Source organism: Buttiauxella sp. 3AFRM03 (assembly GCF_003675305.1).
GTDB lineage: Bacteria > Pseudomonadota > Gammaproteobacteria > Enterobacterales > Enterobacteriaceae > Buttiauxella > Buttiauxella ferragutiae.
In genome coordinates this window covers 572,042-589,621 of sequence record NZ_CP033076.1, presented here as the reverse complement: position 1 = coordinate 589,621, position 17,580 = coordinate 572,042, and the positions used below count along the sequence as shown (strand labels likewise).

Here is a 17,580-nt window from a genome sequence, read left to right as displayed (position 1 = left end):
TTGATTCTAGATAAGTGAGTTTTAACCGGGCTTAAACCATTTGCCATTGTTGAGGTATAACAGCGCTTTCAATATCATTTTGTGACGCAACGTGGTTAAAAACTATTAATCAATCACTGTGTTGAATGTTAGTTTATGGGGCACTTAATCCCACAATTTGGCGAGTTTTCAGGAGTAACAGATGAAATCAGGGCGTTATATCGGCGTGATGTCAGGCACCAGCCTGGACGGTATTGATGTCGTTCTTGCTGCGATTGATGAACATCTTGTTGCTCAGCAAGCGAGTTACAGCCATCCCATTCCTTTGGATATTAAAAATGCCATTCTGGCAATCTGCCAGGGCCAGCAATTAACTCTTTCTCAACTCGGTCAGCTCGATAATCGACTGGGTAAATTGTTCGCTGAGGCAGTACAAACTCTGATGACCGAACAAGGCCTGACGTATACGGATATCACCGCTATTGGCTGCCATGGGCAAACTGTATGGCATGAGCCACAAGGTGAAGCGGCGCACACTATGCAAATTGGCGATAACAACCAAATTGTTGCCCGTACCGGAGTCACCGTTGTCGGTGATTTCCGCCGCCGTGATATGGCTCTGGGTGGGCAGGGCGCTCCACTAGTCCCTGCCTTCCATCAGGCTTTACTTGGGCATCCCACTGAACATCGCATGGTGCTCAATATTGGTGGTATCGCTAATCTCTCTTTGTTGATTCCTGAACAACCAGTGCGCGGTTTCGATACCGGGCCGGGAAATATGCTGATTGATGCCTGGATCTGGCGTCAGCGCGGGAAAGCCTATGATAAAGATGCGCAATGGGCGATCAGCGGCAAGGTGATTATCCCCTTACTGCAGCAAATGTTGAGTGATCCTTACTTTGCGATGCCAGCACCAAAAAGTACCGGGCGCGAGTATTTCAATTATGGATGGCTTGAGCGGCAGCTCGCAGCATTCCCTGGGCTTGCCGGAGAAGATGTCCAGGCAACGCTGACCGAACTGACTGCAGTAACGATTTCAGAACAAGTATTGTTGAGCGGTGGTTGTGAGCGCTTGATGGTGTGCGGTGGGGGAAGTCGCAATCCTTTATTGATGGCTCGTTTGGCAGGGCTGCTGCCAGGAATCGAAGTCACGACAACTGACGAAGCAGGAATCAGTGGCGATGACATGGAAGCGCTGGCTTTCGCCTGGCTTGCCTATCGAACGTTATCTGGATTACCGGGCAATTTACCTTCGGTAACGGGAGCATCGGCTGCTAGCGTGATAGGGGCAATTTTTCCTGCCAACCCACTGTACAATATTCCCTGAAAAATCAGAGTTAACTGAAATTAACTTAAGCACTAAATCTCTAAACTGAAGTGAATGGGGGAAGTTATGCTCCCCCTTTATAAGAAATAATAAGAACTTCAGGATATGCAGATGAAAAAACTACTTATTGCCACCATCCCCTTCATGCTTGCCGGATGTAGCTACTACAACACTTTTGTTGAGCGTATGCAGACCGATACTTTGCAGTATCAGTGCGATGATAAACCCCTCACCGTTAAATTGAATAACCAGAAAAGCATGGTGAATTTCGTTTACGACAATGAATACTTGTCCCTGACTCAGGGATTATCGGCATCGGGTGTTCGTTATACTGATGGGGTTTACGTGTTCTGGTCGAAAGGCGATACCGCCACGGTTTATCGGAAAGACACTGTTGTGTTAGATAATTGCCAATTACAAAATCCCAAGCGTTGAGATTTCTAAGGGTGGAGCGCACAATAGCTCCACCTTACGATAGCCTGACGTAACGCCATGTCTGATAACGACTCTTTGCAACAAATTGCGCATCTGCGCCGCGAATACACAAAAGGTGGTTTGCGCCGCAATGATCTTACTGAACAACCGTTAGCCTTGTTTGAGCGCTGGTTAGCTCAAGCTTGCGAGGCAAAACTTGCTGATCCTACCGCCATGGTGGTGGCTACTGTCGATGAGAGCGGTCAGCCATATCAGCGCATCGTTTTGCTCAAACACTATGATGAACGCGGGCTGGTGTTTTACACCAACCTTGGTTCGCGCAAAGCGCATCATTTGGAAAATAATCCGCGTATTAGCCTGCATTTCCCCTGGCATATGCTTGATCGCCAGGTGATGGTGCAAGGCACTGCGGAGCGTTTATCTACCCTCGAAGTGATGAAATATTTCCACAGTCGCCCGCGCGATAGCCAAATTGGTGCCTGGGTTTCCAAACAGTCCAGCCGAATTTCCGCACGAGGTATTCTGGAAAGTAAATTCCTCGAGCTGAAACAGAAATTCCAGCAAGGCGACATTCCATTACCCAGTTTCTGGGGTGGCTATCGCGTAACAATTGAACAAATGGAATTCTGGCAGGGCGGCGAACATCGTCTACACGATCGTTTTTTATACCAGCGCGAAGGCAGTTCCTGGAAAATAGACCGTTTGGCGCCATAACATAGGGAAATTGTTGTTTTAAGCGCTGGCACTCCTGCTGTTGGCGCTTTATCCTATGTCCCCTAAGAAATTAACTCCTTTCGCCAACAGGCGGAAAGCCGTGTACCGGCCAAGGTGCAGTCGTATATAGATGGAGAATTTGATGGCGAGCATCAATTTGATAAAACAATTGCAAGAGCGGGGCTTAGTCGCCCAGGTAACGGATGAAGAAGCGTTAGCACAGCGACTGGCGCAAGGGCCAATTGCTCTGTATTGCGGCTTTGATCCTACCGCTGACAGCTTGCATTTGGGCCATCTGGTTCCACTGCTGTGCCTGAAACGCTTCCAGGAAGCGGGCCACAAACCGGTTGCGCTGGTGGGTGGTGCGACAGGTTTGATTGGTGACCCTAGCTTCAAAGCCTCAGAGCGTAAACTGAATACCGAAGACACAGTGCAAGAGTGGGTGGAAAAAATCCGCCGTCAGGTTGCACCTTTCCTCGATTTCAACTGCGGTGAAAACTCAGCTATCGCGGCTAACAACTACGACTGGTTTGGCGGAATGAACGTTCTGACCTTCCTGCGTGATATCGGTAAGCACTTCTCTGTTAACCAGATGATTAACAAAGAAGCGGTGAAGCAGCGCCTGAACCGTGATGATGTTGGTATCTCTTTCACCGAATTTTCCTACAACCTGTTACAAGGTTATGACTTCGCGTGCCTGAACAAACTGCACGGCGTGGTGCTGCAAATTGGCGGTTCTGATCAGTGGGGCAATATCACCTCTGGTATCGACTTGACTCGCCGTTTGCACCAGCAACAAGCGTTCGGTCTTACCGTTCCGTTGATCACCAAATCTGACGGTACCAAATTCGGTAAAACTGAAGGTGGCGCAGTATGGCTTGATCCGAAGAAAACCAGCCCGTACAAGTTCTACCAGTTCTGGATTAACACCGCAGACTCCGATGTGTATCGCTTCCTGAAGTTCTTCACTTTCATGAGCCTCGAAGAAATTGACGCACTGGAAGAAGAAGACAAAAACAGCGGTACCGCTCCGCGTGCGCAATACGTGCTTGCCGAGCAAGTGACTCGTCTGGTTCACGGCGAAGAAGGCCTGGAAGCAGCAAAACGTATCACCAGCAGCCTGTTCAACGGCAACTTGAGCGATTTGACCGAAGCTGACCTTGAGCAACTGGCACAAGACGGCGTACCGATGGTGGAAATGGATCGTGGTGCTGACCTGCAACAGGCGTTGGTTGATTCTGAACTGCAACCGTCACGCGGCCAGGCACGTAAAACCATTGCACAGAACGCGATCACCATTAATGGCGAGAAGCAGTCTGACCCGGAATATACCTTTGCTGATAGCGATATTCTTTTCAATCGCTACACCTTGTTGCGCCGGGGTAAGAAAAATTACTGCCTCGTTTGCTGGAAGTAATTGAGAATAAACTTAAAGGGCGTGGGAAACCACGCCCTTTATTTTTGCCACCCGTTGTCATTTCGCAACCCCTAAAAAAATCGTTGCCTCCGAGTAGAGAAATGAAAAATATCCTTGCCATCCAGTCTCATGTCGTTTTCGGTCATGCAGGTAACAGTGCTGCCGAATTCCCGATGCGCCGTCTGGGCGCCAACGTATGGTCGCTGAACACAGTCCAATTCTCAAACCATACCCAATACGGTAAATGGACAGGCAGCGTGATGCCAGCCAGCCACCTCAGCGAGATTGTGCAGGGGATTGCAGATATTGGGCAGTTAAAGCGTTGTGATGCAGTACTGAGTGGTTATCTTGGCTCTGCCGAACAGGGCGAGCACATTCTTTCTATTGTTCGTAAAGTTAAAGAAGCTAATCCGCAAGCGAAGTACTTCTGTGACCCGGTAATGGGGCATCCAGAAAAGGGCTGTATCGTTGCACCTGGTGTTGCCGAATTCCATACTCGTTATGCCATGCCAGCCAGCGACATTATTGCCCCAAACTTAATTGAGCTTGAGATTCTCTGCGGTCATACGGTAAACACCGTTGAAGAAGCGGTCAGTGCTGCGAGAGAGCTGATTGCCCAGGGGCCAGAAATTGTGTTGGTGAAACACCTGGCGCGTGCTGCGTTCCAGCATGACCGCTTTGAAATGTTGTTGGTGACGGCAGATGAAGCCTGGCATATTCACCGCCCATTGGTCGACTTTGGCGACCGTCAGCCAGTCGGAGTGGGTGATGTGACGAGTGGACTGTTATTGGTGAATCTGCTGCATGGTGCCACGTTACGCGAAGCGCTGGAGCATGTTACCGCCGCGGTATACGACATCATGGTAGTAACCAAGAAAATGGAAGAGTACGAACTGCAACTGGTGGCAGCGCAAGAAGGTATTGCAAATCCAGAGCATTATTTCACTGCAGTGAAACTGTAATAAAAAATGGCGGATGAAGCTTGCGCCTATCCGCCGTATTAATTAAATCCCTTCAGCTGTTAATGCAGCAGCCACTGCCGGACGCGCTTTCATACGCTCCATAAACGCTTCGATGTTGCTCAGCCCTTCCAGATTCAGTTTCACCGCATTCGCCCAGCGCAGCACGGTAAACAAATACGCATCTGCCACGCTAAAGCGCAGGCCCATCAGCCACTGTTTATCATTCAGCTCTTCGTCAACGTATTTGAATTTCTTCTCCAGTGCGGCACGCGCAATGGTTTTGTATTCGTCAGGCGTTGCTGGGTTGAACAACGGGGAGAAGCCCTTGTGCAACTCGGTCGCGATGTAGTTCAGCCATTCGAGAGTGTGGTAACGCGTCATGCTGCCTGCCGGAGCGAGTAGTTGGCGGTCAGGTACCTTATCCGCCAAATACTGAACAATCGCCACGCCTTCAGTTAGCAGTGAACCGTCATCCAGCAGCAACGCAGGGACTTGCCCCTTCGCATTGACTTCAAGATAGTCATCACCTGCTTCGGTTTTCTTCGCCGCTAAATCGACCTTAACCAGAGAGAAATCAATACCCGTTTCACGCAGAATAATATGAGGGGAGAGGGAACAGGCACCAGCTTTATAATACAGTTTCATTACTGAACTCCTATTGGGCGCTAAGATACCTTATGTTAGTGCGCTTACCGGCAAAAAAAAAGCCGTTAAGCATGAAGCTAACGGCTTAAAATTTTATGTTTCCCGCTACATTACGCGGTAGCTGTTTCCGTAGAGGTTTCAGTTTTTTCATCACTGAAGGTCATACGGTTCAGTTTTGGTGCAATGATCATCATCAGAACAGCGATAACAGCAGTAGCGATACCGATCTGCATGAACACGTGACCGTAAACAGCCAGAGATTGCAGCGGATCAGTCACGTTCTCAGGAACCGCCATCAGGTTAGCCACTTTACCGGCAATGATTGCTGCACCAGCGGTAGTCAGGAACCAGCTACCCATGATGAAGCCCATCAGACGCTGTGGTACCAGTTGTGCAACCATTGCCAGGCCCAGGCCGGAAATCATCAGCTCACCGATACTCTGCAGCGCATAGCTCAGAATCAACCAGCTAACCGATACGATACCGGCGTCAGATGCGAACTTAGCGCCAACAGGCAGTACCAGGAAGGCCAGGGAACACAGCACCATACCGAAGGCAAATTTATGCGGCATCGGCATACGGTCGCCCATTTTATTATAGATAGCGGCCAGAATCGGGCTGCCGATCATAATCCAGAATGGGTTCAGTGCCTGGAACTGCTCCGGTTCGAACGTAATACCCAGAATCGCATGCTCTACGTTACGAATAGCAAAGAAGTTCAGAGAAGTAGGCATTTGGCTGTACAGCACGAAGAACACAATCGCTTCAACCATCAGGATGAACGCAACAATCATCTTGCGACGCGCAGCGCCCTGCATGGCAAAGGCTTCTTTAGCAAAGATAATCACGATGCCCAGAGCCACAACGCCCAGTACCATACGTGCGATACCCTGGTTGTGCAGCAGCCAGGTTGCAGCGGTTACCAGCACAATGACGCCCGCGATAGTGGCAATCAGTTTACCGAAGTGAACAGGTTCAAAGTCTGGTTTGGAACCGTAGTCTTTTACCCATCTCTTACAGAACATGAAGTTCACAAGAGTAATCAGCATACCGACGAAGCTGAGGGAAAACGCAACGCTCCAGCCGTACTTCGCAGCAAGCCACGGTGTGGCAAGCATAGAGAAGAACGAACCAATGTTGATGGACATATAGTACATAGTAAATGCACCATCAAGACGCGGGTCATCCTTCGCATAACAGGTAGAAAGCAGGGCCGACGGGTTAGCCTTGAACAGACCGTTACCCACAGCGATAGTCGCCATACCCATGTACACCACTGCCACATCATGACCGGAAAATGCCACCAGCGCATAACCGATAGCCAGTACGATAGTACCGAGCATAATGACACGTTTGGTGCCGAGAACTTTATCGCCCAGCCAGCCACCAATTGCTACTAAGCCATAGACCAGTGCACTGAAGGAAGAGAACAGGGTGATGGAGTCAGCTTCGGACATCCCAAGCATTTTGACCAGATAAACGGCCATGATGCCCTGGAGGCCGTAGTAGCCAAAACGCTCCCATAATTCGATAGAGAAAATCAGGTAGAACGATTTAGGTTGTTTGAAAGCATTCAGACTGATGCTTTCTGCTGGTTCTTTGTTTGCAGTCGACACATATACCTCTTTTTTACATCCCAATTTAACAGGAATTTTTTAAGCGTTATGCCGAGTGTGCATTCGCTTTTTTAGTTATAAGAAAGGGGAAACGGCGGGTAATGTTCACTATCCTGAGGCTTCAGGCAAGAGGTTTGTAATGATCTGTTACATTTATCCCGTGCAAGATAAAGCTCCGCAAACCAAATTGTTATTCAGCGTTAAATTTTATCAAAATGCGCTTTACCAATTTATTCTCTCATAAAATGATAAAATAACGGCAATTTAGTTATATGTTCTGCTCTACTGGTAAATGTGTAGTGATATAGGCCAGGTGTAAAGATTTGTACAGGTAATTGTCCTGCCTGGTTGGAGTTATCACTGTGTATTACGTGGTTATTTATTTCATTTTGATGACCAAAATTTAACATCAAGTTATCAGTGTGATATTCGTCACATATTTATGGAAAATTCTTATCGTAAAAAAACGATTAACCTGGTCGGGTGATTATTCACCAGATGAAGTAAGTGAAGTGGTAACAATACGCAGAACAAATGAATGGATTTATTGGTATTGGCAGCTATGAGGAAGTGTATAAGGGAATGGAATGCCCTGCTTCTTAAGAAGCAAGCGGGAAATCAGAGTTCAACTTTCTCTTTGAATTCGCACAGATCTTCAATGATACATGAGCCACAGCGCGGTTTACGAGCAATGCAGGTGTAACGGCCATGAAGGATTAGCCAGTGATGGCAATCGACTTTAAATTCTGCCGGAACCACCTTCAGCAGCTTTTCCTCAACCTGCTCAACATTTTTACCTGGTGCAAAATTGGTGCGGTTACAAACGCGGAAAATATGGGTGTCGACGGCAATAGTGGGCCAGCCAAATGCGGTATTGAGCACCACATTGGCGGTTTTACGCCCTACACCAGGCAGGGCTTCCAGGGCCGCTCTGTCTTCAGGGACTTCACCGTTATGTAGCTCAATGAGCATCCGGCAGGTCTTGATGACGTTTTCCGCCTTGCTGTTAAACAGGCCAATGGTTTTGATATACGACTTCACGCCGTCCACGCCTAAATCGAGCATAGCTTGTGGCGTATTCGCCACCGGATACAACTTTGCCGTGGCTTTATTGACACTGACATCAGTGGCTTGCGCTGACAGCAGAACCGAGATCAGCAATTCAAACGGGGAGCTGAAATGCAGCTCCGTGGTCGGGTGAGGGTTGTTATCACGCAGACGTGTCAGGATCTCTAGCCGCTTGGTTTTATTCATTACGCTTTCTCTGGATTCCCTTCCGGTGCCGTCGCTTTCGCGGTACGGCGCGTTTTCATTTTTTCATCGATCAGATACTTCACCGCCAGCATCAAACCCAGGCCGATGAACGCACCCGGTGGCAACATCGCCAGCAGGAAAGGGGTATCGGTGTGGAAGACTTCAATGCGCAGCACCTTAGCCCAACTGCCAAGTAACGCATCAGCCCCATCAAATAACGTTCCGTTGCCAATGATTTCGCGCAGGGAGCCTAATACAAACATGGCACTTGTGGCACCCAGGCCAATGGCAAGCCCATCGAGGGCGGCCAGTGGCACACTGCTTTTGGCGGCGAACGCTTCGGCGCGACCGATGACAATACAGTTGGTCACAATCAGCGGAATAAATATCCCCAAAGACTGATATAAACCATAAGCATAGGCGTTGATGAGCATTTGTACGGTGCTGACAACCGAGGCAATAATCATCACGTAAATGGGGATGCGAATCTCTGCCGGAACCCAGCGGCGCAGGGCAGAAACGGCACTGTTAGTCAGCACCAGCACCAGTGTGGTTGCCAGACCAAGACCGAGGGCATTGGTGGCTGTTGATGTTACTGCCAGCAGTGGGCACAGGCCCAACAATTGCACTAGTGCGGAGTTATTTTTCCATAACCCCTGAACGACAATATCTTTTACTTCGCTCATGGCTGTGCTCCACAAACAGGAAGGTTATCAATTTGCGATGGTAATGTTTTAGCGAACAGTCCCGCTCGTTTTACCGCATTGACGACTGCACGTGGTGTGATAGTGGCCCCGGTAAATTGATCAAACTGCCCACCATCTTTTTTCACCGCCCAGCTTGGGTCATCACTGCCACCAATGGTTTTACCGGCAAAATGGGTAATCCAGTCACTCAGTCGGGTTTCTATTTTATCGCCCAGCCCCGGAGTTTCATGGTGTTCTGTGACACGTGACCCCAGTACCTTGCCATTAAAATCGGCCGCAACCAGTAATTGAATGGCGCCAGAATAGCCGTCAGGCGCTGTCGCTTCCATCACCACGGCAACGGGCTGTTGGCCTTTACGCGCCACGTAAATATGGCGTTCACCTTTGCCCAATTGTGGCTCACTGACGACCAGGCAACTGGACTGAATATTATTGTCGTAGAGATCGGGGGAAATCACCTGATCAAACAATAGCTTTTGTTGGGCCACGGCCTGTTGCTCGATGGTGTCTTTGGTTAACGCATTGACGACTGCCGTAAGTCCGGTCGCCATTACGGCAAATAGCGCCAGAGTCACGCCATGTTTTTGCATTGTTTTCAGCATGACGACTCCTTAGCGGTGCCCATAAGCACGAGGGCGGGTGTAATAATCAATCAACGGGACGGTAATATTTGCCAGCAGTACGGCAAATGCCACGCCATCCGGATAGCCGCCATAGGTGCGAATGAGCCATACCAACACACCGGTCAGTGCGCCAAAAATCAGGCGTCCTCGATTCGTCGTCGAGGCAGTGACGGGGTCGGTGAGAATGAAAAATGCTCCCAGCATGGTTGCGCCAGAGAACAGGTGAATCACCGGCGAGGCACATTTTTCCGGGGAAAACACCCAACCCAGAGTGGAACACACCGCCAGCGTAATCAGGAAACTGACCGGAATATGCCAACGAATTGCGCCTTTCATCAATAAGAACACGCCACCCAGCAGGAAGGCCAGGTTGACCCACTGCCAGCCGATTCCTGCCAGTACGCCTGTGTAGATAGGTGCCTGCATCAGGGACGTTGCGGAATGCCCGGCACGTAACCCTGTCTTAAAGGTATCAAGCGGAGTCGCCTGACTTATACCGTCAATGCCCATACGTAGTTGCGACATGCTGTCACCCACTGCAGTCGCACCCGAGAAAATAACATGCACTGAATCAGCAAAACCCGGCACCGTCGCGGCAAGAGTTTGCGGCGGCAGCCATGATGTCATTTGCACAGGAAAGGCAATCAGTAATACCACGTAGCCGACCATCGCCGGGTTAAAGGGGTTGTGACCAAGCCCGCCATATAACTGTTTAGCGATGATGACGGCGAATAGGGTACCGAGAATCACCATCCACCACGGTGCAAGGGGCGGAATACTCATACCTAACAGCAGGCCGGTTAACGCAGCTGAATTGTCAGCCAGGATTTTCAGGGGTTGCTTACGCAGTTTGAGCACAAATAGCTCTGCGGCGACGGCGGTGAGGATACCTAATGCAATCTGCACCAGGCTTCCCCAGCCAAACCAGTACCACAGCATGGCGATTCCTGGCAAAGTGGCGCAGGTCACCAGCAGCATAATCCGCGATGTGCTGCGTTGGTTATGGGTATAAGGGGAGCTTGCTATCTTGAAAACCATCTATTCCTCTGATGCCATTTGTTGCGCTGCTTTTCGTGCCTGGACTCGGGCGATGGCCGCCGCAACCGCGGCTTTGCGCGGATCTTGTTCTTCGGCAGATTCTGCTACAGATTCGGTTGTAGCCTGAGCCGCTTTACGCGCTTTAGCACGGGCGATAGCCGCTTCGACAGCCGCTTTACGTGGGTCAACGGCGTCGACTTTAGTGGCTTTAGCGCTTTCAGTTACCGGAGCAGATTCGCCAGCTTGCGCCGCTTTACGCGCTTTAGCGCGGGCGATAGCCGCTTCGACAGCTGCTTTGCGCGGGTCAACGGCGTCGACTTTAGTGGCTTCAGCGCTTTCAGTTACCGGAGCAGATTCGCCAGCTTGCGCCGCTTTACGCGCTTTAGCACGGGCGATAGCCGCTTCAACGGCTGCTTTGCGCGGGTCTGTCGCCGTGGTTTCTGCCACGCTTGTTTGCGTATCTTTCTCTGCCTGACGAGCGCGAGCCTGCGCTTTGCGAGCTTCACGCGCCGCAATAACCTGCTGGTTATCTGGCAGACTACCTGCCTGAATAACAATCGGTTCATTGCTTTGTGCTTGCTTGTTTTTCACGCGAGCAAGTGCTGCCTGAATTGCATCGTTATCTTTCGCAGTTGGCTGAACCGCTGCCTTCTTATGGCGTTCCTGACGAGCGGCTTTTTCACGTTCAAGACGCGCCTGGCGTGCCTCAAAGCGAATCTTCGCTTCAGCAGTGCGTTTTGCTTCCAGCTCGATTTCGCGGATCTCGGCTTTTTCCTGACGGAAGTACTGCACCAGCGGAATGTTGCTGGGGCACACATAGGCGCAAGCGCCGCATTCAATGCAATCTTTCAGGTTGTGAGCCTGGGCTTTATCGTGCTGCTGCCCACGGCTAAACCAGTAAAGCTGCTGTGGCAACAAATCAGCCGGGCAAGAATCGGCGCAGGCGCTGCAACGGATACAGTTCTGTTCTTCCTGCGGCTCACCCATTTCGTTGGCCGATGGGGCCAGCAAACAGTTGGTGATTTTAACTACCGGAACATCCAGCCACGGCAGACAAAAGCCCATCAGTGGGCCGCCCATAATCACTTGTTGATCATGGCCCGGACGGAATCCTGCAAAATCAAGCAGATGGCGAACCGGAGTTCCTAACCGTGCCCAGACATTACCTGGCTGTTGAACGGCACCGCCGGTTAACGTCACTACGCGCTCAGTTAAAGGCTCACCATCAACAATGGCGCGCTTCACCGCGAAGGCCGTCCCGACGTTTTGCATCAGCACGCCGATATCGGAAGAACGCCCACCCTGTGGTACCTGTTTCCCCGTCAGAATCTGAGTCAGTTGCTTTGCGCCACCAGACGGATATTTGGTCGGGATGACGCGTAGTTGAATGCCGTGGGTATCACATAACACCGCACGCAGCATCGAAATCGCCTGCGGTTTATTGTCTTCAATACCGATTAAAACGCGCTGAGGTTTTAAGATATGCGCGAGGATGCGCACACCTTCGACGATTTGCGCGGCACAATCCTGCATCAGGCGGTCATCGGCAGTAATGTACGGTTCGCATTCAGCCGCATTGATAATCAGCGTCTCGATTTTATCGCCGCCACCGTGCAATTTATTGCCCGTGGGGAAACCTGCGCCACCCAAACCTGCCACGCCAAACTGATGAATGCGCTCAATCAGCTCCTCACGGCTGCGGGAGGTATAGTCCTGCCAGCCGTCGCGTTCAATCCATTGGTCTTCGCCATCGGCTTCAATCAGGACACTCAGTTCAGCCAGCGCAGAAGGATGAGCTGTAGAGTGGGGCGCAATGGCGGTAACGGTTCCTGAGGTAGGAGCGTGAACCGGCAACATGCGACCACGCCCGCGAGTCAATGGTTGACCACGCAGCACGTAATCACCGGGTTTCACGCACAGCTCGCCCTCAGCACCAATGTGCTGCTTTAACGGGATAACCAGTTTTTGCGGTAAAGGAACCTGGCGTAGCGGCGTACCGTTGGATTGAGTTTTCATTTCCGGTGGATGAATACCACCGTCAAAATCCCAAATTTTATCTTTTTTGAAACGGGTAAATAGCTTAAACATTTTGCTCCACCGGAATGAGTCGAACCGGGATGGTTTGCAGATCCCACTTCCAGCTTTCTGTGGTGGTTTCGACCGGGCGCAAATCAATACAGCGCGTTGGGCACGGGTCGACACATAAATTGCATCCGGTGCAAAGGTCACTAATAACGGTGTGCATGGCTCGGGTTGCGCCGACAATGGCGTCAACCGGGCAAGCCTGAATGCACTTGGTGCAGCCAATACAGTTGGCTTCGTCGATAACCGCCAACATACGCACGGGCTCTTGCGCATCGGCATCACCATCAATAGGTTGCGGGTCGACGTTAAGTAATGTGGCAATTTTGTGCATCACCGCCTCACCGCCGGGTGCGCACAAGTTGATATTCGCACCCTGGTTTCCTACCGCTTCGGCATAGGGACGGCAGCCAGGGTAACCGCATTGACCGCACTGACTTTGCGGCAGCAACTCATCAATTTTATCGACAATCGGGTCTTCTTCGACACGAAAACGGCGTGAGGCATAGCCGAGGATCAGCCCGAATACCAGGCCTAACAGGCCCAGAGCTATCACCGCAATCCAAATAGTACTCATCAGAACTTTACCAGGCCGCTAAAGCCCATAAAGGCCAAAGACATTAAGCCTGCGGTGATTAGTGCAATGGCATTCCCGCGAAAAGGCGCAGGCACATCGGCAACCGCCAGACGTTCCCGAATAGCCGCAAACAACACCATCACCAGTGAAAAACCTACCGCAGCTGAAAAGCCATAAAGCGCGGATTGCAGGAAGTTGTGGCCAAGATTGATGTTGAGTAACGCAACGCCCAGCACCGCGCAGTTAGTGGTAATCAGTGGCAAGAAGATCCCCAACAGGCGATAGAGCGCCGGGCTGGTTTTGCGAACCACCATTTCGGTAAATTGAACTACAACGGCAATCACCAGAATAAAGGCCAGCGTGCGCAAATAGACTAAGTCGAGAGGAATAAGGATCAACTCATTGACCAGCCAGGCGCAAATAGAAGCCAGCGTCAGTACAAAAGTGGTCGCCAGCCCCATGCCAATAGCGGTCTCCAGTTTTTTGGAAACCCCCATAAACGGACACAGACCAAGAAACTTCACTAATACGAAGTTATTGACCAGCACCGTTCCAACAAAGAGCAGCAAATAATCTGTCATGAATAAGACCTGAAACCAAAAAAAAGCCGCCTATTATCGGCCAACAGGCCGATGACGACAACAGAACGATTATAGGGTTATTACGGTTTAATAAATGTTTGCTTCACGCGCTGTGAACGCTTGAGGTAAGGAACCAACAAGGCGGCAGCCAATAAAGGAAACATCAACTGACGTAATGCCAGGCTGTCACTTACTGGGGAAAATGCGAAGGCTTTAATCGCTAACAGTACTGACAGTAATAACCAAAGAATATAATGACGTACCACATTCTTACGACGTTTGAAGAAGGCAATAGTCAACCACATGGTGTAACCCCACATGGCAATGGCACAGGCAATTGAGGTGTACCAAAGGAGCACCATTTTGGGGCCTTGTGCGCTCATAAGTCGATGGCTTTCTGGGGTGATGAGCATCATAAGATAAATGGCTAGCGCAATAGTGCTGCTGAGAAGCGTCATCAAAAGCCAGGCGAGAGGGGCCAGAAGCCAGCCTGCAATACGAGGTGCTTGCATGGGTTCTTGGGTCGTCGTCATGTTACCTCCCGAAAAAGTATGAGACTTTCCTTATGCGAATCATAAGGCGGGAGGATTATAAGGTTTTTTCAGCGCTTTACTACCTGTGATGCTAGAGCACATACCGCCAGACCGATTTTGGCACACAGCCTAAATCAAACAGACGTCCGCCTGAAACTAATTCCGCCCGACGATGATCGGCTGCGCGATACATATTCATCAGTTCATTATTATCTGTCAGGGTGTAGTTAAGATGATCAAACAGTTTTTCAAGGCTTTCGGACGAACTGATTTTACGGAACTTCATTAAATAATCGAGAGCAGTCATGGGGGGTGGTTATCCATAAAATAAAAGAGGAAAGGGCACGCAGTACGTTTGTTTTGTCCGAATAATAACCGTAAATCGCTTTTTATTTATCTACGAATAACCCGAGTTTAAATTTTTAGGAGTTTTCATCGGCTGGTTATGGCAAAAACGCCAGTTGGATGCCGTCTTACGGACAGGTAGGCTGTGGAATACGCAACTAGCACGCAACAATATAATTACCTGTTGTTACAATCTGTGGGATGGTGTCAAATGAACCGTCAAAAATAATGAGGAACGCAAATGAGTGATAACATTCGTGTCGGACTAATCGGTTACGGTTACGCCAGCAAAACCTTTCACGCACCATTAATTGTCGGTACGCCTGGCATGGTCCTGGCGGGTGTTTCCAGCAGCGATGCCACGAAAGTTCATGCTGACTGGCCAAACATGCCGGTTGTCTCTGACCCTCATCATCTTTTCAACGACCCAAATATCGACCTGATTGTTATCCCAACTCCTAACGACACGCATTTCCCGTTGGCTAAAGCCGCGCTGGAAGCAGGCAAGCATGTGGTGGTCGATAAACCGTTTACCGTGACGTTGTCACAAGCGCGTGAACTGGATGCACTGGCAAAAAGCTGTGGTTTGTTACTCTCAGTATTCCATAACCGCCGTTGGGACAGTGATTTCTTAACCCTGAAAGGGCTGCTGGCAGACGGTACTTTGGGCGAAGTGGCCTATTTTGAATCGCACTTCGACCGCTACCGTCCGCAAGTTCGCAATCGCTGGCGTGAGCAGGCTGGTGTCGGCAGTGGTATCTGGTACGACTTAGGGCCACATCTTATCGACCAGGCGCTAAATCTTTTCGGATTGCCGGTAAGCCTGACCGTGGATTTAGGCCAGTTGCGGCCGGGTGCGCAAGCCACTGACTACTTCCACGCGGTACTGGCCTATCCTCAACGCCGCGTTGTCTTACACGGCACTTTGTTGGCGGCGGCAGAAACTGCTCGTTATATCGTGCACGGAGCGCGTGGCAGTTACATCAAATATGGCCTGGACCCACAGGAAGATCGCCTGAAAGCGGGCGAACGTCTACCGCAGGAAGACTGGGGTTATGATATGCGTGATGGCGTATTAACGCTGGCACAGGGCGACGTGATGGCGGAACAAACGCTGTTGACAGTGCCTGGTAATTACCCGGCTTACTATGCGGCGATTCGTGATGCTCTTACCGGTCACGGCGAAAACCCAGTGCCGGCAGCACAAGCTATTCAGGTTATGGAAATGATTGAGCTGGGGATGGAGTCTGCCAAACATCGCGCCACGCTGAATCTGTCATAGCCCGCATTTATAGGACATCTCACCCTGGTCCAGGGTGAGATGGACTTGTTTACTGCGCGGTAGGTTTTAACAGACTGCCGCTGGTTTTGTGCTCTGTCAGATACTGATGCTGGAAAATGCACATCCGGATTGTGTTGCGATACTCACCATTAATAAAGAATTCGTGGATTAATTCGCCTTCCACCATAAAGCCCAGTTTCTTATAGATATGCACGGCTTTGGCATTTTCTTTATCAACAATTAAATACAGCTTGTACAGGTTCAGCACCATAAACCCGTAATCCATCGCAAGTATAGCGGCTCGAGATGCCAGCCCTTTGCCCTGATAGTCTGGCGAAATAATTATCTGGAATTCGGCACGGCGGTGAACATGGTTAATTTCGACCAATTCCACCAGACCGGCTTTCTCGCCATTACATTCAATGACAAAACGCCGCTCACTTTGGTCGTGAATATGTTTGTCGTACAAATCTGACAATTCGACAAACGCCTCGTAGGGCTCTTCAAACCAGTAGCGCATCACGCTTGCGTTGTTATCCAGTTGATGGACGAAACGGAGATCTTCGCGTTCTAGCGGGCGAAGTTTGATTTGCAAATCGTGGGGCATGTGAGTTCCTTTCAAAGTGGTAAGGCTTCCAGGCAGAAGCCTTATTGACTACAGTCGCCAGTTACGGTGCGACATCGCGACCGGTACGACGGTCCAGACAACGCAGGGTGTTGGGTTCCCAATAGGCGTTAAGGTTGGTGCTTTTCTGGCAATTATCACGGGCATCGAAAGCCACGTCGGCTTTATCCCACTCTTTCTCGGTGCGTTTGTTCACTTTCTGACGCAATTGGCGTGTGTCATTCCATTGCTCTTTGTCCATCGCCGCATCCTGGCGAGTTTGCGCATTGTCACCTGACTCAACGATCAGCTTACTTGTCTGAGCATGAGCTGGTTGAACAAACGCAACTGCGCTCAGCAACATTGCCAACGGCAAAATTGCCACGGACAGACGTTTGCGAAGGATTGTGTTCATTGTCGATTCCTTTTAGGGTGAAGCCCCTTTTGTTAATGTAAAAAATACCACTGGCGAGTGGGATATATCAGATGACCCACTTATTGACCTCATTATTCCAGACAATGTTCAATATGATCAAAACAACCTTGCTCTTTTTTGTTACTGCGCTCGCTGAAATCATCGGCTGTGTTTTACCGACGCTTTGGTTAAAACGCGATGGTTCGGCGTGGTTGCTGGTTCCCGCGGCATTATCACTGGCGATGTTTGTCTGGCTGTTAACCCTCCATCCGGCAGCTAGTGGGCGCGTGTATGCCGCTTATGGCGGGGTTTATGTGATGACAGCTTTGCTGTGGTTACGCTGGATTGACGGCGTTAAGTTAAGTACATACGACTGGGTGGGGGCGGCCGTCGCGTTTAGCGGCATGTTAATTATCGTGGCGGGTTGGGGCCGCGCCTGATACG

Annotated in this window: 20 protein-coding genes; 7 read left to right on the top strand and 13 right to left on the bottom strand. The window is 50.3% G+C overall.

From position 1 onward, the window contains the following. The first annotated feature begins 181 nt into the window (after positions 1 to 181). The 5 genes from anmK to pdxY all read left to right on the top strand — a co-directional run bounded on the left by anmK (position 182) and on the right by pdxY (position 4,834). Positions 182 to 1,306, top strand: coding sequence for an anhydro-N-acetylmuramic acid kinase (anmK, locus tag D8682_RS03985; RefSeq protein WP_064546271.1), 1,125 nt, complete (start codon positions 182 to 184; stop codon positions 1,304 to 1,306). Positions 1,307 to 1,417: 111 nt separating this feature from the next. Continuing rightward, a complete protein-coding gene (gene mliC, locus D8682_RS03980) occupies positions 1,418 to 1,741 on the top strand; it encodes a C-type lysozyme inhibitor (protein ID WP_064546273.1) in 324 nt (107 codons plus the stop codon). A gap of 57 nt (positions 1,742 to 1,798) precedes the next feature. After that, positions 1,799 to 2,455, top strand: a complete 657-nt coding sequence (pdxH, locus tag D8682_RS03975; RefSeq protein ID WP_064546275.1) for a pyridoxamine 5'-phosphate oxidase — start codon at positions 1,799 to 1,801, stop codon at positions 2,453 to 2,455. A gap of 142 nt (positions 2,456 to 2,597) precedes the next feature. Further along, complete coding sequence (gene tyrS / locus D8682_RS03970; protein ID WP_121813580.1) at positions 2,598 to 3,872, top strand: tyrosine--tRNA ligase; 1,275 nt, start codon at positions 2,598 to 2,600, stop codon at positions 3,870 to 3,872. Between the two features lie 101 nt (positions 3,873 to 3,973). After that, positions 3,974 to 4,834 (top strand): pyridoxal kinase PdxY, encoded by an 861-nt coding sequence (pdxY, locus tag D8682_RS03965; protein WP_121813579.1) that lies wholly within the window; start codon positions 3,974 to 3,976, stop codon positions 4,832 to 4,834. A 42-nt stretch (positions 4,835 to 4,876) separates the two neighbouring features. Here the strand turns inward: pdxY and gstA are convergent, their stop codons facing one another. The 11 genes from gstA to ydgT all read right to left on the bottom strand — a co-directional run bounded on the left by gstA (position 4,877) and on the right by ydgT (position 14,797). Continuing rightward, on the bottom strand, positions 4,877 to 5,479 hold the full coding sequence (gene gstA, locus D8682_RS03960) for a glutathione transferase GstA (RefSeq protein WP_121813578.1): 603 nt from the start codon (positions 5,477 to 5,479) through the stop codon (positions 4,877 to 4,879). Positions 5,480 to 5,589: 110 nt separating this feature from the next. Next, positions 5,590 to 7,095, bottom strand: coding sequence for a dipeptide/tripeptide permease DtpA (gene dtpA / locus D8682_RS03955; protein ID WP_064546283.1), 1,506 nt, complete (start codon positions 7,093 to 7,095; stop codon positions 5,590 to 5,592). A 618-nt stretch (positions 7,096 to 7,713) separates the two neighbouring features. Continuing rightward, positions 7,714 to 8,349, bottom strand: coding sequence for an endonuclease III (gene nth / locus D8682_RS03950; protein WP_121813577.1), 636 nt, complete (start codon positions 8,347 to 8,349; stop codon positions 7,714 to 7,716). Further along, the gene (locus tag D8682_RS03945; protein WP_064546287.1) at positions 8,349 to 9,035 is read right to left on the bottom strand and encodes an electron transport complex subunit E; all 687 of its coding nucleotides are present in this window, start codon (positions 9,033 to 9,035) and stop codon (positions 8,349 to 8,351) included. The genes nth and D8682_RS03945 overlap by 1 nt, the downstream gene beginning before the upstream one ends. Then, positions 9,032 to 9,658, bottom strand: a complete 627-nt coding sequence (gene rsxG / locus D8682_RS03940; RefSeq protein WP_064546289.1) for an electron transport complex subunit RsxG — start codon at positions 9,656 to 9,658, stop codon at positions 9,032 to 9,034. The genes D8682_RS03945 and rsxG overlap by 4 nt, the downstream gene beginning before the upstream one ends. A 9-nt stretch (positions 9,659 to 9,667) precedes the next feature. Continuing rightward, on the bottom strand, positions 9,668 to 10,717 hold the full coding sequence (gene rsxD, locus D8682_RS03935) for an electron transport complex subunit RsxD (protein ID WP_064546291.1): 1,050 nt from the start codon (positions 10,715 to 10,717) through the stop codon (positions 9,668 to 9,670). Next, entirely contained in the window at positions 10,718 to 12,805 is a 2,088-nt protein-coding gene (rsxC, locus tag D8682_RS03930) for an electron transport complex subunit RsxC (protein ID WP_121813576.1), read from the bottom strand. Next, on the bottom strand, positions 12,798 to 13,376 hold the full coding sequence (rsxB, locus tag D8682_RS03925; RefSeq protein WP_064546295.1) for an electron transport complex subunit RsxB: 579 nt from the start codon (positions 13,374 to 13,376) through the stop codon (positions 12,798 to 12,800). The genes rsxC and rsxB overlap by 8 nt, the downstream gene beginning before the upstream one ends. Next, the gene (gene rsxA / locus D8682_RS03920; RefSeq protein WP_034455395.1) at positions 13,376 to 13,957 is read right to left on the bottom strand and encodes an electron transport complex subunit RsxA; all 582 of its coding nucleotides are present in this window, start codon (positions 13,955 to 13,957) and stop codon (positions 13,376 to 13,378) included. The genes rsxB and rsxA overlap by 1 nt, the downstream gene beginning before the upstream one ends. A gap of 80 nt (positions 13,958 to 14,037) precedes the next feature. Then, a complete protein-coding gene (locus D8682_RS03915) occupies positions 14,038 to 14,490 on the bottom strand; it encodes a DUF2569 domain-containing protein (protein WP_064546297.1) in 453 nt (150 codons plus the stop codon). A gap of 91 nt (positions 14,491 to 14,581) precedes the next feature. Further along, positions 14,582 to 14,797, bottom strand: a complete 216-nt coding sequence (gene ydgT / locus D8682_RS03910; RefSeq protein WP_034495755.1) for a transcription modulator YdgT — start codon at positions 14,795 to 14,797, stop codon at positions 14,582 to 14,584. Between the two features lie 279 nt (positions 14,798 to 15,076). On the opposite strand from ydgT, the gene D8682_RS03905 reads away from it, so the two are divergent. Beyond that, positions 15,077 to 16,117 (top strand): oxidoreductase, encoded by a 1,041-nt coding sequence (locus D8682_RS03905; protein ID WP_064546300.1) that lies wholly within the window; start codon positions 15,077 to 15,079, stop codon positions 16,115 to 16,117. 49 nt (positions 16,118 to 16,166) lie between these two features. Here D8682_RS03905 and speG read toward each other — a convergent pair whose 3' ends face one another. Together speG and D8682_RS03895 are read right to left on the bottom strand one after the other, a co-directional pair. Further along, positions 16,167 to 16,724 carry a spermidine N1-acetyltransferase gene (gene speG, locus D8682_RS03900; RefSeq protein WP_064546302.1) on the bottom strand — a complete coding sequence of 186 codons (558 nt, stop codon included), beginning with the start codon at positions 16,722 to 16,724 and terminating at the stop codon, positions 16,167 to 16,169. Between the two features lie 61 nt (positions 16,725 to 16,785). Then, positions 16,786 to 17,136: a DUF1283 family protein gene (locus tag D8682_RS03895; RefSeq protein WP_064546304.1), complete on the bottom strand. Its 351-nt coding sequence runs from the start codon at positions 17,134 to 17,136 to the stop codon at positions 16,786 to 16,788. Between the two features lie 113 nt (positions 17,137 to 17,249). Between D8682_RS03895 and D8682_RS03890 the strand changes: the two genes are divergently transcribed. Beyond that, positions 17,250 to 17,576 carry a YnfA family protein gene (locus D8682_RS03890; RefSeq protein ID WP_121815628.1) on the top strand — a complete coding sequence of 109 codons (327 nt, stop codon included), beginning with the start codon at positions 17,250 to 17,252 and terminating at the stop codon, positions 17,574 to 17,576. Positions 17,577 to 17,580 lie beyond the last annotated feature (4 nt).

What these genes read in the sequence shown, in the direction of transcription:
- D8682_RS03890 (WP_121815628.1), top strand. Translation starts at nt 17,250, where the DNA reads ATGATCAAAACAACCTTGCTCTTTTTTGTTACTGCGCTCGCTGAAATC.
- rsxA (WP_034455395.1), bottom strand. Translation starts at nt 13,957, where the DNA reads ATGACAGATTATTTGCTGCTCTTTGTTGGAACGGTGCTGGTCAATAAC.
- speG (WP_064546302.1), bottom strand. Translation starts at nt 16,724, where the DNA reads ATGCCCCACGATTTGCAAATCAAACTTCGCCCGCTAGAACGCGAAGAT.
- pdxH (WP_064546275.1), top strand. Translation starts at nt 1,799, where the DNA reads ATGTCTGATAACGACTCTTTGCAACAAATTGCGCATCTGCGCCGCGAA.
- ydgT (WP_034495755.1), bottom strand. Translation starts at nt 14,797, where the DNA reads ATGACTGCTCTCGATTATTTAATGAAGTTCCGTAAAATCAGTTCGTCC.
- pdxY (WP_121813579.1), top strand. Translation starts at nt 3,974, where the DNA reads ATGAAAAATATCCTTGCCATCCAGTCTCATGTCGTTTTCGGTCATGCA.
- gstA (WP_121813578.1), bottom strand. Translation starts at nt 5,479, where the DNA reads ATGAAACTGTATTATAAAGCTGGTGCCTGTTCCCTCTCCCCTCATATT.
- rsxB (WP_064546295.1), bottom strand. Translation starts at nt 13,376, where the DNA reads ATGAGTACTATTTGGATTGCGGTGATAGCTCTGGGCCTGTTAGGCCTG.
- rsxC (WP_121813576.1), bottom strand. Translation starts at nt 12,805, where the DNA reads ATGTTTAAGCTATTTACCCGTTTCAAAAAAGATAAAATTTGGGATTTT.
- D8682_RS03905 (WP_064546300.1), top strand. Translation starts at nt 15,077, where the DNA reads ATGAGTGATAACATTCGTGTCGGACTAATCGGTTACGGTTACGCCAGC.
- D8682_RS03895 (WP_064546304.1), bottom strand. Translation starts at nt 17,136, where the DNA reads ATGAACACAATCCTTCGCAAACGTCTGTCCGTGGCAATTTTGCCGTTG.
- rsxD (WP_064546291.1), bottom strand. Translation starts at nt 10,717, where the DNA reads ATGGTTTTCAAGATAGCAAGCTCCCCTTATACCCATAACCAACGCAGC.
- nth (WP_121813577.1), bottom strand. Translation starts at nt 8,349, where the DNA reads ATGAATAAAACCAAGCGGCTAGAGATCCTGACACGTCTGCGTGATAAC.
- mliC (WP_064546273.1), top strand. Translation starts at nt 1,418, where the DNA reads ATGAAAAAACTACTTATTGCCACCATCCCCTTCATGCTTGCCGGATGT.
- anmK (WP_064546271.1), top strand. Translation starts at nt 182, where the DNA reads ATGAAATCAGGGCGTTATATCGGCGTGATGTCAGGCACCAGCCTGGAC.
- rsxG (WP_064546289.1), bottom strand. Translation starts at nt 9,658, where the DNA reads ATGCTGAAAACAATGCAAAAACATGGCGTGACTCTGGCGCTATTTGCC.
- tyrS (WP_121813580.1), top strand. Translation starts at nt 2,598, where the DNA reads ATGGCGAGCATCAATTTGATAAAACAATTGCAAGAGCGGGGCTTAGTC.
- D8682_RS03915 (WP_064546297.1), bottom strand. Translation starts at nt 14,490, where the DNA reads ATGACGACGACCCAAGAACCCATGCAAGCACCTCGTATTGCAGGCTGG.
- D8682_RS03945 (WP_064546287.1), bottom strand. Translation starts at nt 9,035, where the DNA reads ATGAGCGAAGTAAAAGATATTGTCGTTCAGGGGTTATGGAAAAATAAC.